Annotated in this window: 7 protein-coding genes; 4 read left to right on the top strand and 3 right to left on the bottom strand. The window is 57.1% G+C overall.

The window, feature by feature from the left end:
- Nucleotides 1-25: 25 nt before the first annotated feature.
- A complete protein-coding gene (irp2, locus tag OGX93_RS04775; RefSeq protein WP_286449588.1) occupies nucleotides 26-6,133 on the bottom strand; it encodes a yersiniabactin non-ribosomal peptide synthetase HMWP2 in 6,108 nt (2,035 codons plus the stop codon).
- A 190-nt stretch (nucleotides 6,134-6,323) separates the two neighbouring features.
- Nucleotides 6,324-7,283 carry a yersiniabactin transcriptional regulator YbtA gene (ybtA, locus tag OGX93_RS04770; RefSeq protein WP_000140406.1) on the bottom strand — a complete coding sequence of 320 codons (960 nt, stop codon included), beginning with the start codon at nucleotides 7,281-7,283 and terminating at the stop codon, nucleotides 6,324-6,326.
- Between the two features lie 256 nt (nucleotides 7,284-7,539).
- Here ybtA and ybtP point away from each other — a divergent pair, with 256 nt between their 5' ends.
- The 4 genes from ybtP to ybtS are packed head-to-tail and all read left to right on the top strand — an operon-like array spanning nucleotide 7,540 to nucleotide 13,658.
- Entirely contained in the window at nucleotides 7,540-9,252 is a 1,713-nt protein-coding gene (gene ybtP / locus OGX93_RS04765) for a yersiniabactin ABC transporter ATP-binding/permease protein YbtP (protein ID WP_286449597.1), read from the top strand.
- Nucleotides 9,239-11,041, top strand: a complete 1,803-nt coding sequence (gene ybtQ, locus OGX93_RS04760; protein WP_286449587.1) for a yersiniabactin ABC transporter ATP-binding/permease protein YbtQ — start codon at nucleotides 9,239-9,241, stop codon at nucleotides 11,039-11,041. Before ybtP ends, ybtQ begins: the two co-directional genes overlap by 14 nt.
- Entirely contained in the window at nucleotides 11,034-12,314 is a 1,281-nt protein-coding gene (gene ybtX / locus OGX93_RS04755) for a yersiniabactin-associated zinc MFS transporter YbtX (RefSeq protein ID WP_200030130.1), read from the top strand. The genes ybtQ and ybtX overlap by 8 nt, the downstream gene beginning before the upstream one ends.
- Nucleotides 12,315-12,341: 27 nt before the next feature.
- Entirely contained in the window at nucleotides 12,342-13,658 is a 1,317-nt protein-coding gene (ybtS, locus tag OGX93_RS04750; RefSeq protein WP_286449586.1) for a yersiniabactin biosynthesis salicylate synthase Irp9/YbtS, read from the top strand.
- A gap of 303 nt (nucleotides 13,659-13,961) precedes the next feature.
- Here ybtS and OGX93_RS04745 read toward each other — a convergent pair whose 3' ends face one another.
- Nucleotides 13,962-14,879 (bottom strand): hypothetical protein, encoded by a 918-nt coding sequence (locus tag OGX93_RS04745; protein ID WP_286449585.1) that lies wholly within the window; start codon nucleotides 14,877-14,879, stop codon nucleotides 13,962-13,964.
- Nucleotides 14,880-14,891 lie beyond the last annotated feature (12 nt).

Raw genomic sequence — 14,891 nt, 5'->3', positions numbered from 1 at the left:
CCGGGGAAAATCAGTTTGCTTCGCGCTATATCCGCCGCTGACGACGGCGAACAGGGCGAGGACGTTTTGTTTTCTCCACCGTGGCGACGCCGGCCAGATAATCGGCCAGGGCGGCAGGAGAAGGGTGGGTGAAGAGGTCAAGCAACGTCAGGGTGGAAAATTCGTGACGTTGTAACAAAACGTGCAATTGCACCAGATTCAGTGACGTTGCCCCCGCCTCAAAGAAGTTTTCTGCGGGTGTGACAGACTCGCCAACCACCTCGCGGAAGGCGTCGCAAATCAGGCTGACGGTGCTCTCGTCCGCCGCAATGTGTGGCTGAGAGTGCTCAGGGCATACGCGCGGTGGGCGCTCTGCGCATTGCCCTGCGTGTTTAACGGGAGGCACCAGCGCGGCGAGCGGCAGTCGCCAGCCGCTTTCATCCTCGGCCATTCGGTTTAGCAATGCGCAATATTGTTCAAACTGGCGCTCCACCTGCCCGGCAGGAAACAGCGCGGCGACAAAATCCCAGTTAAAGCGCAGTTCGCCTTCGGATTCATAAACCTGGTGATCGAGCCAGACCTGCGGCGTCTGGGAGATGCCCCAAACCGGTTTGAGCAGATTACGCCGGGCGAGGAAGTTATCCTGCTCAAAGCCCAGCGCGCTGGTAAAGACGACGGGCATCGGAATGGCTGGCACGTTTTGCCGTTGCGCCAGTTGACGCATCACGCGGATGGCCGACACATCGCGGTGGTTGAGGTTCTGGCTCAGCCGCTGCTGTAGTGACTGCGCGCTGTGCAGCCAGCTTTCGCCGGGATGCCAGCTCAGCAGCATCAGCGAGGTGAAATCGCCCAGAATCTGGTTGATTTGCGGGTGCAGCGGTCGCCTGTCGAAAAGCGTAAGGTTAAGCGTGAACTCAGGCTGCGCACTCCATGCAGAGAGAACCGTTGACCACACCGACAACAGCACGGCCGACGGGGTGAGATGGGCGTCAGCCGCCCGTTTTTTCAGCCGATGCCAGCGCGTGCTGTCCAGCGCGCCGTTCAGGCGGGCGAAGCGCGGTGTTTCAACTTCCTGAGGCAAGCAGCGCAGCGGCAACGCAGGCGCTGGAGGAATATCATCAAGCTGCGCCTGCCACCATGCCAGAGAATCTGGATTGGGCGACTGTAGCGAGGGCTGTTGCAGATAATCCCTGAAGGTGACGGGCAGCGGCGGAAGCTGCTGCTGCGGGTAGCGGTAGCCGTGCTCCAGTTCCGCCAGCAGGATCTGCATGCTCAGACCGTCAAGCAACAGGTTATCCAGACACAGCCACAGGCGGGCGGGCATCCCGTCCACGTATCCGACCTGGAGATCGAATACCGGCCACACTTCGGGGTTGAGTACCTGATGCGCCAGTTTTTCGCGCACCCGCAACGCCTCTTCAGGCGTATGGAGGGTGTGTGCGGGTATCACCCAGGGGGGCGTCTGTTCGAGCACCTGTTGCTGTCCATCACGCACGACGGCGCGCAGCATATCGTGGCGGGCGATTAATCGGTTCCAGACCGTCTCCAGCCGGGTGAGATCCAGATCGGCAATTTCAAATTCAACAAAGAAATGTGAGCCGACGCCGCCCAGGGCAAAGCCTGGCTGACGCCCCACCAGGTAAGCCTGCTGCACGTCGGTAAGCGCAAAGGGCTGGTAGCGATCTTCAGGGGAGTGGACGAATGGTTGTTCGACCGGGACGTCGGTTTTCCGCAGCGTGGCGGCAAAATCCGCCAGCCGGGGATGATTAAACAGGTCGCTTAATTGCGCTTCATAACCTGCCTGATGAAGTTGCCCGGTCAGACGGGTCGCCAGCAGGCTATCGCCGCCTTGCTGGAAGAAGTCGGTTTCTCTGGTGACATTGCCAGTCGATAAGAGTTGCTGCCAGAGGGCGGCAACCTGTTTTTCAATGTCGCCCTGGGGTAAATCCGCTTCGGCCTGGTTTTCCGCTTCAGGGGTATGACGACGCTTCAGCGCCTGATAGTCAATCTTCCCGTTAGCCGTCAGCGGTAAGGCGTCGAGGAAGACGATCCGTTGCGGCACCATCCACCCCGGCAGGCGCCCGGCGAGGGCGGCCTGAAGTTGACGGGGATCGCGGCGCACCTGCCTGTCAGGACATTGTACGAGGAAGCGTTGTAACCCCGCGACCTCATCGCCATGCTGACAATTGAAGGCGGCTGCGCTAAATAATGCCGCCCAGTCGGCGCTGTTATGCAGCAAGGCCTCCGGCTGCCCATCGGTTAACAGAAGCGTGCTGAGCAAGACGGACGGCGTTAACTGGCGAAACTCCATCACGTAGAGCAGCGCGCCGGGAACGGCAAGCTGTTGTAATGTCGCAAGGAGCCCGGGATCTTCCGGCAGCAGACGATGCAGGGCGTTATTAAGCCAGATAATGTCCGCCGAGTGAGCGTGCGCCGCCAGCGTGTCTGCATTCCAGGGGGACAGATGAGCGCCAGGCCAGGGGGCAAGCCTCTGCCGGGCGCTCAGCAGCATCTCCTGGCTCTGCTCAAGCCCGACATACTCAATCTGTCCGGCGTTGAGCTGTGCCAACAGCGATTCTGCGGCGCGGCCGGTGCGGGTTCCCACCTCAAGCAGGCGTACCGGGCGCTGTAAGCGCTGTGCAAGCTGTTGGCAAATTGTCGCCAGTTCCTGAATATACGGGGCGCTGGCCGGATGGTTGAAGGCCAGGCTTTCCGGCGACCACTGCGCGTCGTTCAGTAACGACAGTTCGTCACGGGCGCCGCGAAGAATTTGCGATAAGGTTAAGTCATGTCCGCTGAAATGCGGGTGCTCATCCTCGCGTTCTTCACCAGCGCAGACCTGATAACCTTCAGCAGCGGGCTTCAGTCGCCGTTGCGTCACCAGAAATGCTAACCAGCGTTCCACCACGGCCTGCCAGCGCGGCTGGATAGCGAGTGAGTTCATCAGGGGGAGAGGATCGGCGCCAGCGGTGTGACCCGGCTTTAGTTTTAACAGGCGATGCTGAAGGAAATCGGCTACCTGTTCTGCGGAGATCTCTGGCGAGATGGCGCAACAGGGCAACGTTCCCGCAAGCGTGTGCCACGCCTGCGGCAGTGCCGGGTTCCGATGATCGGTAACGCAAAAAGCCTCGCCCTGAGGAACAACGTATGCCGCCAGCGTTTTTTCTTTTTCGCCGATCGCCAGAACGGTTGCTTGTTTCACCCCCGCCAGCTGGCTGAGCGCGCTTTCGATTTCGCCCAGCTCGATGCGATATCCTCCGACTTTGACCTGCTTGTCGCGACGACCGAGGAACTCGATTGTGCCGTCTGGCCAGTAGCAGCCGAGATCGCCGGTGCGATACCAGCGCTCGTCCGGGAGCGTCAAAAATTGCTGCTCGCTGCGCAGGGGGTCGTTGAAATAGCCTTCCGCGACCCCGATGCCGCCAATCCATAATTCGCCCGGCACCCAGTCAGGGCAGTCCCGGCCCCGTTCATCCACCACCCGGTAGCGTTGGTTGGTTAGCGGAAAACCGTAAGGGATGGAGCGCCAGTGGGCGGGGACGTCGTGAATTTCGCAGGCGTTAGACCAGATAGACGCCTCGGTGGCGCCGCCCATCGCGATAAATTGTCCTTGTGGCCGGAAGGCCCGATAACGGGCGGGGAGGTCAAGCCCGATCCAGTCGCCGGAAAGCATCACTGCGCGCAGGTTTTCCGGCGTGGCGTCGGCGAAACCTTCACACCAGGTCAGCAGCATATCGAACAGCGCCGGGACGCTGTTCCAGAGCGTGACCTGATGGCGCTGGATCAGCTCACACCATGCGTGAGGATCGCGCCGTTGATTTTCCATCACCATCACCAGCGCGCCGCCCGCGCGCAGTACGCCAAAAATGTCGTAAACCGATAAATCAAAATGCAGGGCGGAGAGGGCCAGCACCCTGTCATGCGGGCCAACCTGATAGCGGGTATTGATATCGCAACAGGTGTTGAGCGCTCCCCGGTGAGAAATGACTACCCCTTTCGGCGTGCCGGTAGAGCCGGAAGTGTAGATAATGTAGGCCGGTTGCGTGGGGGCGCGTACCACCGGGTTGACGATCGGCTCCGCCTCAATGGCCTGCTGCCAGGCAAGGACGGGAATATCGTCTGACCCGGCGCTGGCGTCGTGCTGGCAAATGAGCACCAGCCGGACGCTGGCGTCAGCGTAGATTTTCTCGCGCCGTGCGGCAGGCTGGTCCAGCGAAACCGGAACGTAAACCGCCCCGGCCAGCAGGACGGCCAGAACCGCAACAAGTTGTCCTGCGCCTTTCGACATCGTGATAGCCACATTATCGCCGGGCTGAACCCCGCACTCGATTAACCTGCCTGCGCAACGGCGGGCATAGTCTGTCAGCTCATGATAATTCCACTGATAACGCATGTCCGTTACCGCCAGCGCCTGCGGCTGTTGCAGAGCGATACGGAAAATGCCTTCATGCAGCAAACCTTCGGGAATGGGGGCGCCGGTGGCGTTGACCCGTTCGCGTATCGCGCGCTGGCTGGCGGGCATCATATCTGCGAACGGCTTTTGCCAGGCGCTTTCGTCATCGCAGAGTTGGTTAATCAACTGGCAGTAGGCGTCGAACAATGTTTCGACTAACGCCGGAGGGAACAGCGCGTCGTTGCTGTCCCATTGCAGCCAGACCTCGCCGTGATGCTCGAACGCCAGATGATCTATCCAGACCTGCGGCGTTTGCGAGATGCCCCATTCCGGCTCGCCCAACGGCGATTCTGCGCGGCTGCTGTAGAGGGAACTCCCCAGATTGCTGGTAAATACCACCGGGGCGCCGTGGGGGTAGCGCTGCTGGCGTTTGAGTTCACGGAGTAGCTCGACGCCGGACCAGTGGCGATGCTCCCAGTCCTCCGTAAACGTGAGCTGGTTTTTACGCGCCAGGTTGCTGACGGTATCGCCATCGCAGGCGGTATCCAGCAGAAGAATATTGGTGAAGTCGGCAAGCATTGCGCCAACCGCCGGGTGCAGCGGCTGGCGGTCGAATAAGGTGATGTTAAGCAGCAGACGCGTCAGGCCGCCCCAGCGAGCCAGCACGGCAGAAAAACAGGTCGCCAGCGCCATTGTCGGCGTCACGCCATACTCGCCGGCCCGGTTGCTAAAGGCGTGCCAGCGTGTTGCCGGGACAATCATGCGGCGCCGGGTATTACGGACTTCACGCAGCGTGGCGGGTTCGCAGGCCAGCGGCAAGACGGGCGCGGGGGGAAGCGTCGATGCTTTCGCCAGCCAGTAAGCGCGCGCGTCGTCTCTCAGTGGTTGATTGATCTTCTGCTGGTGCAGCAAATACGAGCGGAAATCATAGCGGGTGTCGATAGCCGACAGCGATTCTCCGGCCAGCAGGGCGTTAAGCTCATCGAAGAAAAGCGTAAAGCTGGAGGCATCCATAATCAGCAGGTCAATATTGACATGGAGGCGGTGGCGATTGTCCGGCAAGAGCGTCAGCTGAAAATCAAACGTTTCGCCGATCTCCACGCGTAAAAGACGGTGGCTCAGGCGCTGGCGCAGTGCGTCCAGATAGGCCTGGCGGCTTTCAGCGTCGTTATGGCGTAAATCATGAACGGTGACGCCGTTCCAGTAAGGTTGCGGTAGCCAGACCTGCTGCCCGTCGGGGCGAAAGGCGATATGCAGCATTGGGTGGCGTTGCAGCAAGGTCGTAATGGCCTGCTCCAGCTGCGACGCCGTCAGACAATGGCCTTCAAACTCCTGATACAGGTGGCAACCCACGCCGCCAAGCGTCTGCCCCGGCATGCGGCCCGTCAGGTAGGCGTGCTGTACCGGCGTCAATGGGAAGGGGGTACTTTCGGTCATATTCGGCCAGGATGATTCGTCGGGCGGCGTTTCTTCTTCCGCGTTCTCCGGCGACCGGCTGAGCATTAACTGGTTCCATGCCGCCAGCGTGGGGGCGGCATACAGCTCGCGAAGGGTAAGGCGGTAGCCATTTTTACGAAACCAGTGTAACCATCTCATCAACCTTATGGAATCCAGGCCGGCCTGGATCAGATTGCTCTCTTCATGTAACTGCTGCGGCGTTAAATTCAGTTCCTGTATAAGCCGCTCGCGTAATTGTTGGTAATCAGCCGCGTGGCGGTTGTCCGGTAACAGCGAATCCTGAGATGGTGCGCCAGAAATCATTCTTCCTCCTGATGGCACGTCTTACCGAAAAGCATTGCTCACATGAGAATAATAATTATTAACAATTGGATGCTACCCGAAACGGGTTTATTTATGCCCGTTTCGGGTTGGTAACAGGCGGAAAGAACAGAGGCCCGGATGGGGTATCCGGGCCTCTGTCAGGGAGGAATTTAGGGGGGGGCGACCCCGGTTACATCACGCGTTTAAAGGTCGAAGGGGTTACGCCAAACTGTTTCTGGAAGGCGGCAGAGAAATGGCTGGCGTTGGCATAGCCCAGATCGGCCGCCACCGTCATGACGGAAGTATTGCCGTTGGCCAGGCGTCTTCTGGCTTCCTGCATTCGTTCAGCCTGAAACAGGCCATAGACGCTGTTGTTGAACAGAACGCGGAAGCCTCGCTTAATTTTGAGAACGCTCAGACCGGACTCTCTGGCCAGCTCCGCGACGCCCGGCGCTTGCGTCAGATCAGCCAGCAGCAGATCCTTCGCCCGCAGCAGTTTCTGACGTTCCATCGGGTTGAAGTGGCAGGAGAGGCAACTGGCGTCTTCGCGATGTTCATCCAGCACCAGACTGAGCATGACCAGACTTTGCCCCTGCAACCATAGCGTCGACGGCTTTTGTTCATGGCTGAAGCCGCCGTGCATGCGCATCAGCGCGTGACGCAAAGCCTGAGCCGTTAAATGGGTTTCAGCATTACAACGCTGCTGCTGGCAACAGCAGTGGGAGTCGATCTTATTCTTAATGACCGCGCTAATATCCGGCACCCACAGCGCGAGGGTTTCAGGGCTGAAGGAGAGGGTAATGCTCTCGAATCGGCCACAATAGGAGGCGCTGCCGCGGCAGTCTGGCGTATGGGTAATGTAATGGCGATTGCGCGCAAGCTCCCAGTCGGTGTGGCGCCTGAGTCCCTGAATCGCAAAGCGCGATGTGCCTTCCAGGATGCACGAGAAGTTAATCCTGCCCAGATCGTCGTGTAGCTGCAACGTCTCAGGCCGCGCAAAATGGCCCCTCCAGAGCAAAATATCCATACCTTCCTGCAACGAACAGCGCAGCAGTTCACACTGAGCAGGAATATTGCCATCGTTTGCAGGTTTCCCGACCACCAACTGGTGAATAGAGATTTCAGATTGCGTTTGCGGTGACTCCGTCATGACCTGGTTATCTCCCTGTGGCTTAGACCAATGCGGGTATAAATAGAACCGAATGGGGTAGATGAGTTATTGATAATGGTTATTATTCACATTAATTCTCAGAACGCCACCCTGAATTGTCGTTTTTGGCGTCCGTAAAAATTCATCAGGAAATTCAGTTACTCCCATGTCATCTCAATCATCCAATACTGAATCGCTGTCCCGATTTCCTCTCTGGCAGGTGATTACACCGGTTCGCAGGAAGGTTATTTTAGCTATGGCGCTGGCGGGGCTGGCGGCATTAACCAGCCTGGGGGCGCTCCTTTTTCTGGCGTGGAGCCTGCGTGACATTCGCGCGACGCCTGACGCTATTCCGGCCTGGCCGCTGGGCGGCGTGATCGGCTGCGTGGTCTTAACTTTTGTTCTGCGCTTACAGGCGTTCAACACCTCTCATTACGCGGCTTTTCATCTGGAGAACATTCTGCGCAGCAGATTAGCCCGTAAAGCATTGCAGCTTCCGCCTGGCGTGTTACAGCAAATGGGCAGCGGGTCAGTGGCGAAAGTGATGCTGGATGACGTGAAGTCACTGCATATTTTTGTGGCCGACAGCACGCCGCTCTATGCCCGCGCGATCATCATGCCGCTGGCGACAATCGTTATCTTGTTCTGGCTGGACTGGCGGCTGGCAATCGCGACGCTGGGGGTACTGGCGTTTGGCTCGGTTGTTCTCGTGCTTGCCCGCCAGCGTTCGGAAGATATGGCTCAGCGTTATCATAAGGCGCGCGAGCAGGTCAGTGCGGCGGTTATTGAGTTCGTGCAGGCCATGCCCGTGGTGAGAACGTTTGATAGCGGCAGCACCAGTTTTTTGCGCTATCAACGCGCCCTTGAAGAGTGGGTCGATGTGCTCAAAACCTGGTATCGCAAAGCCGGTTTTTCAGCGCGTTTTTCCTTCTCGATTCTGAATCCTCTCCCGACCCTGTTTGTCCTGATCTGGTCGGGATACGGCCTGTTGCACTATGGCAGTCTCGATTTTATCGCGTGGGTGGCCGTTTTACTGCTGGGCAGCGGAATGGCCGAAGCCGTAATGCCAATGATGATGCTCAATAACCTGGTCGCGCAAACGCGTTTAAGCATTCAACGTATTTATCAGGTTCTCGCAATGCCGGAGTTATCGCTGCCGCAGTCTGACCAGCAGCCGCAAGAGGCGAGCATTACCTTTGAGCAGGTGAGCTTTCATTATCCGCAAGCGCGTACTGGCGCCGCGTTGCAGGAGGTGAGCTTTCATGTACCTGCCGGGCAAATTGTGGCGCTGGTCGGGCCAAGCGGCGCCGGAAAAAGCACCGTGGCGCGCTTGCTGCTGCGTTACGCCGACCCGGACAAAGGCCATATCCGTATTGGCGGCGTGGATCTGCGTGATATGCAGACGGACACCCTGATGAAGCAACTCTCGTTTGTGTTTCAGGACAACTTCCTTTTTGCCGACACGATAGCCAATAACATTCGTCTGGGCGCGCCGGATACGCCGCTGGAGGCGGTAATAGCGGCGGCCAGAGTGGCGCAGGCCCATGATTTTATTAGCGCGCTGCCAGAAGGTTACAACACGCGAGTCGGGGAACGCGGGGTATTTCTCTCCGGCGGCCAGCGGCAGCGCATCACTATCGCCCGGGCGCTTTTGCAGGATCGCCCCATCCTGGTGCTCGATGAGGCGACGGCGTTTGCTGACCCGGAAAACGAAGCGGCGCTTATCAAGGCGCTCGCGGCGGCCATGCGCGGCCGGACGGTCATCATGGTCGCGCATCGTCTTTCAATGGTGACTCAGGCCGATGTGATATTGCTGTTTTCCGACGGACAGCTCAGGGAAATGGGGAACCATACGCAACTGTTGGCGCAGGGCGGCCTGTATCAACGGCTCTGGCAACACTATCAGCAGGCGCAGCATTGGGTGCCGGGTGGAATACAGGAAGAGGTGGTGGAAAATGAAAGACAATAATCCTGCGGATAACCTGGCCTGGCGCGTCATCTGGCGCCAGCTTATCTCCAGCGTTGGCAGTCAGGCCAGGATGCTGCGGCGCAGTATGCTGGCGCTGTTGCTGGCGGCATTCATGCAGGGGATCGCCTTTGCCTGTCTTTATCCGATCATTGATGCGCTGTTACGGGGAGACGCGCCGCAACTTCTCAACTGGGCTGTGGCCTTCAGCGTTGCCGCGATTGTGACGCTGGCGCTACGCTGGTCTGGTCTGGGCTTTGAATACCGTGGTCATCTGGCGCAGGCCACCCATGAGTTGCGCCTGCGACTTGGCGAGCAGTTACGCCGCGTGCCGCTGGAGAAGCTCCAGCGTGGCAGGGCGGGCGAAATGAACGCCTTGCTGCTGGGCAGCGTGGATGAAAACCTCAATTATGTTATTGCGATAGCCAATATTTTGCTGCTCACCATTGTCACGCCGCTGACGGCGTCGCTGGCGACATTGTGGATAGACTGGCGGCTGGGGCTGGTGATGTTGCTGATCTTCCCTCTGCTGGTGCCGTTTTATTACTGGCGCCGCCCGGCGATGCGGCGACAAATGCAGACGCTGGGGGAAGCGCACCAGCGGCTGAGCGGTGATATCGTTGAATTTGCTCAGGGGATGATGGTATTGCGCACCTGCGGCAGCGATGCCGATAAAAGCCGGGCGCTGCTGGCGCATTTCAATGCGCTGGAAAACTTACAGACCCGCACTCACCGTCAGGGCGCTGGCGCGACGATGCTGATCGCCAGCGTCGTGGAGTTGGGCCTACAGGTGGTGGTGTTATCCGGGATCGTCTGGGTGGTGACGGGCACTCTGAACCTCGCCTTTCTGATTGCCGCCGTCGCGATGATTATGCGCTTTGCAGAACCGATGGCGATGTTTATCAGCTACACCTCGGTTGTGGAACTGATCGCCAGCGCCCTGCAACGGATTGAGCAGTTTATGGCGATAGCGCCGCTTCCCGTCGCAGAGCAAAGCGAGATGCCGGAACGTTACGATATCCGCTTTGACAACGTCAGCTATCGCTACGAAGAAGGCGACGGCCACGCGCTTAATCATGTTTCTTTGACGTTCCCGGCGGCCAGTATGAGCGCGCTGGTGGGCGCCTCCGGCGCAGGCAAAACCACGGTCACTAAACTGTTAATGCGCTATGCCGATCCGCAGCAAGGGCAGATTTCTATTGGCGGCGTCGATATTCGCCGCCTGACGCCGGAACAGCTCAATAGCCTGATTTCTGTTGTTTTCCAGGATGTCTGGCTGTTTGATGACACGCTGCTGGCGAATATCCGTATCGCGCGCCCACAGGCGACGCGACAGGAGGTGGAAGAGGCCGCCCGCGCGGCGCAGTGCCTTGAGTTTATTTCCCGTCTTCCGCAAGGCTGGCTGACGCCAATGGGGGAGATGGGCGGCCAGCTATCGGGCGGCGAGCGCCAGCGGATTTCCATTGCCAGAGCGTTATTGAAAAACGCGCCGGTCGTCATTCTCGATGAACCGACCGCCGCGCTGGATATTGAAAGCGAGCTGGCGGTGCAAAAAGCGATCGATAACCTGGTTCACAACCGGACGGTGATTATCATCGCTCACCGTTTATCCACCATCGCCGGGGCCGGAAACATTCTGGTGATGGAAGAGGGACAGGTGGTTGAGCAGGGTACTCATGCGCAATTGATCTCCCGTCATGGACGTTATCAGGCGCTGTGGCAGGCGCAAATGGCCGCGCGCGTGTGGCGCGACGATGGGGTTTCCGCGTCTGGAGAGTGGGTGCATGAGTGATGTTCAGTCGAATGTGAAACCGCTGACGTTGACGACCGGGCGGGTGATTTTTGCTATTGCCGGCGTCTATGTGACGCAGAGCCTGGTATCGGCGCTGTCTATGCAGTCCTTACCCGCGCTGGTGCGCGCTGCTGGCGGATCGCTGGCGCTTGCCGGTGCGACAACCCTGTTCATGCTGCCCTGGGCGCTGAAGTTTATTTGGGCGCCGTGGATCGAGCGCTGGCGGCTTCCGCCCGGTAGCCAGGAACGCCGTTCCCGCATGTTAATCCTGCGTGGTCAGGTCGCGCTAGCGGCGATCCTGACTATTGCCGCAGCGATTGGCTGGTTTGGGCGAGAAGGGGGATTCCCCGATACGCAAATCGTCGCGTTATTTGTTCTGTTTATGGTGGCAGGCACGGTCGCCTCCACCATTGATATCGCCAGCGACGGCTTTTGCGTCGATCAACTGACCCGCGCGGGTTACGGCTGGGGAAACAGCGTGCAGGTCGGCGGCAGCTATCTGGGAATGATGTGCGGCGGCGGGGTGTTTCTGATGCTGTCGGCGGCATCCGGCTGGCCTGTCGCCATGCTGATGATGGCGGTGCTGATTATGGCGCTGTCACTCCCGCTGTGGCGCATTACGGAGCCGACGCGAACAGCGACTATCCCGCATGTTCCGGCGTTAGGTTATGCGCTAAGGAGGAAGCAGGCGCGCCTGGGCTTACTGCTGGTATTGATGCTGAATTCAGGCATGCGGTTTGTGCTGCCTCTTCTGGCGCCGCTGTTGTTGGATCATGGGTTAAGCATGTCCGCGTTGGGCGCGCTGTTCAGCGGCGGCAATATTGCAGCGGGCATAGCAGGAACGCTGGCCGGCGGATTGCTGATGAAATACACCTCACCCGGCAGAGCGCTGTTGACGGCTTATGGCGTCCAGGGGATCGCGCTGCTGGCGGTGGTGATGACGCTCATGATGGCGCCGGGTCATCTGCTGCTGCCGATTCTCCAGTGTCTGGTCATTGTCCAGTCCATTTCGCTGGCCTGCGCGCTGGTCTGTCTTTACGCCACGCTGATGTCGCTTTCATCGCCTTTGCAGGCCGGTGTCGACTTCACCCTCTTTCAATGTACTGACGCGGCAATCGCCATTCTGGCAGGCGTTATCGGTGGCGTTGTTGCTCAACATTTTGGCTATGCGGCCTGCTTCCTGTTTGCCGGGGCATTCACGTTGCTGGCGGCGTGGGTTGCTTATATCCGGCTGCATTCGGCAAGAGAACTGATGACAAGCGCAATTGATTGATCCGGGAATAACACAGAGAGGTAAGGGATGAAAATCAGTGAATTTCTACACCTGGCGTTACCAGAGGAACAATGGCTGCCGACGATTTCTGGCGTTTTACGCCAGTTCGCAGAAGAAGAATGTTATGTCTATGAGCGTCAACCCTGTTGGTATTTAGGCAAAGGGTGCCAGGCACGGTTGCACATTAATGCCGATGGAACGCAGGCGACATTTATTGATGATGCCGGGGAGCAAAAATGGGCGGTGGATTCCATTGCCGACTGCGCGCGTCGTTTTATGGCACATCCTCAGGTGAAAGGACGTCGGGTTTATGGACAGGTTGGGTTCAACTTTGCGGCGCATGCGCGGGGGATTGCCTTTAACGCCGGGGAGTGGCCGTTGCTGACGTTAACCGTTCCCCGTGAAGAACTTATTTTTGAAAAGGGAAATGTCACCGTTTATGCGGACTCCGCCGACGGGTGCCGACGTTTGTGCGAGTGGGTAAAAGAGGCCAGTACAACGACGCAGAACGCACCACTGGCGGTGGATACCGCCCTCAATGGCGAGGCGTATAAACAACAGGTTGCGCGCGCCGTTGCGGAGATCCGCCGTGGCGAGTATGTCAAAGTGATTGTCTCGCGCGCCATTCCCCTGCCATCGCGGATTGATATGCCCGCCACGCTGTTATACGGGCGGCAGGCAAACACGCCTGTGCGGTCGTTTATGTTCCGTCAGGAAGGACGCGAAGCGCTGGGCTTTAGCCCGGAACTGGTGATGTCAGTGACGGGCAATAAAGTGGTCACTGAACCGCTTGCGGGCACCCGCGATCGCATGGGAAACCCGGAGCATAATAAGGCGAAAGAGGCAGAACTGCTGCACGACAGTAAAGAGGTGCTTGAGCATATCCTTTCTGTCAAAGAAGCGATTGCTGAACTGGAGGCCGTTTGCCTGCCGGGCAGCGTGGTGGTTGAAGATTTAATGTCGGTTCGCCAGCGCGGCAGCGTTCAGCATCTGGGGTCTGGCGTGAGCGGTCAGCTTGCGGAAAACAAGGATGCCTGGGATGCGTTTACCGTGCTGTTTCCGTCGATTACCGCCTCAGGTATCCCTAAAAATGCTGCTCTGAACGCGATTATGCAAATTGAGAAGACGCCGCGAGAGCTTTATTCCGGCGCAATCCTGCTGCTGGACGATACGCGCTTTGATGCGGCGCTAGTCCTGCGTTCCGTATTTCAGGACAGCCAGCGCAGCTGGATACAGGCGGGGGCGGGGATCATCGCGCAATCTACGCCGGAACGCGAACTGACGGAAACCCGGGAGAAATTAGCGAGCATTGCGCCCTATTTAATAGCGGCAGAGCAGGGGTAGTCGGGTGAGATTGCCCGCCCTGGCAGTCAGCGGCTGGTTATTAATGTGAAGTGCAGCGTTATGAAAAAAATCCACGCCAGAGCGTGGATTTTTGTTATTCGTGAAAGGTGTCTCTTTCACGAAGATACGTTATGGGTCAAAAGCTCAGATCCCTGAAAACCACAATTCCCTTGAGCGAACATTTAACCATGCCAACATTGAAGGGAGTTCGCTAACCATTATCAACGGGGATGGCCGGATATCTTAGATTGACTCATACTCGGTTCTGAATTCTCTGCTAGCGTTGATAATTTGTAGTTTCCATTATCCGTAAAAATAACTAGATAGTTCGACCGGGAACTGCTTTCCCAGAGTAATGACCTGGGTAAGGTTAGCTGCTTCATTTAGCTCTCCCGCAAGCATTCGAAAGCTATTATCAAAGCGATGTATCTTAGCTGCTGTCAAACCATATCGCTTCTCGCAGGTTTTAACAAACTCTTTTATCCCGACTAACAGTTTTTCGCTGACGGGTTTTATTTCTAGATGACTTTCTGAAGAGTCATCAATTTCAAAGGAAAATTGATGGGCTGCCTCATTTCTTAAATTTTTCAAAAGCCAGACTATATTAATAAGTTTCATCTTGAGTAGCTTGTTATTTCTGCAAAATACTATTTTCTCATTAAATGTCATTTCATCAATGGACCCGGTTACTGACAGTCCACTATTAATTATTATTTTGTACAACATTCCTTCTACATATGTAGCATGAGAAATTATATCTGAGCGGCATTCGAAATGATCAATACCAGCATGATGAGGGCGTGTTTTTATTTTGTTAAATTCGTCACCAATCGAGTTTCCCGGCAGTGTGATGCGGATGAAATGAGGGAATCGCAGGTTATCGAGATTGAGTTTCTCTCTCAAATTTAGCTGAAAAGAAAGCCCGTAATGCTCAGAATATTGTGCTATAGCAAAGTTATTTGTAATAACATCCCAAAATCGTGAAAAAGGATATTTTAGAATTAATTTAGTACCGCTGTCATCGTTTTTATAAATCGTGTCGCCATCAATCGAGGTCCAGTAAAGCCGTTCGACCAAGAGAAAAACTTCTTCGGGTAAAAGGGGGCAGGATGCAACAACTTCTTCTGTGCCAGAGAATGTTGCCTGAAAGAGCGTCTCGATGTGGCCTGGCCTGGAATCATCTATATAACCCTTAAGGTAATAATTTCCTGGAATCCCCATAGGACCCTCACT

Origin of the sequence: Citrobacter sp. CK195 (assembly GCF_030333365.1) — a bacterium.
GTDB lineage: Bacteria > Pseudomonadota > Gammaproteobacteria > Enterobacterales > Enterobacteriaceae > Citrobacter_B > Citrobacter_B koseri.
The sequence above is the reverse complement of the archived record's forward strand: the minus strand, read 5'-3'. Positions and strand labels throughout refer to the sequence as shown.

What these genes read in the sequence shown, in the direction of transcription:
- irp2 (WP_286449588.1), bottom strand. Translation starts at nt 6,133, where the DNA reads ATGATTTCTGGCGCACCATCTCAGGATTCGCTGTTACCGGACAACCGC.
- ybtA (WP_000140406.1), bottom strand. Translation starts at nt 7,283, where the DNA reads ATGACGGAGTCACCGCAAACGCAATCTGAAATCTCTATTCACCAGTTG.
- ybtP (WP_286449597.1), top strand. Translation starts at nt 7,540, where the DNA reads ATGGCGCTGGCGGGGCTGGCGGCATTAACCAGCCTGGGGGCGCTCCTT.
- ybtQ (WP_286449587.1), top strand. Translation starts at nt 9,239, where the DNA reads ATGAAAGACAATAATCCTGCGGATAACCTGGCCTGGCGCGTCATCTGG.
- ybtX (WP_200030130.1), top strand. Translation starts at nt 11,034, where the DNA reads ATGAGTGATGTTCAGTCGAATGTGAAACCGCTGACGTTGACGACCGGG.
- ybtS (WP_286449586.1), top strand. Translation starts at nt 12,342, where the DNA reads ATGAAAATCAGTGAATTTCTACACCTGGCGTTACCAGAGGAACAATGG.
- OGX93_RS04745 (WP_286449585.1), bottom strand. Translation starts at nt 14,879, where the DNA reads ATGGGGATTCCAGGAAATTATTACCTTAAGGGTTATATAGATGATTCC.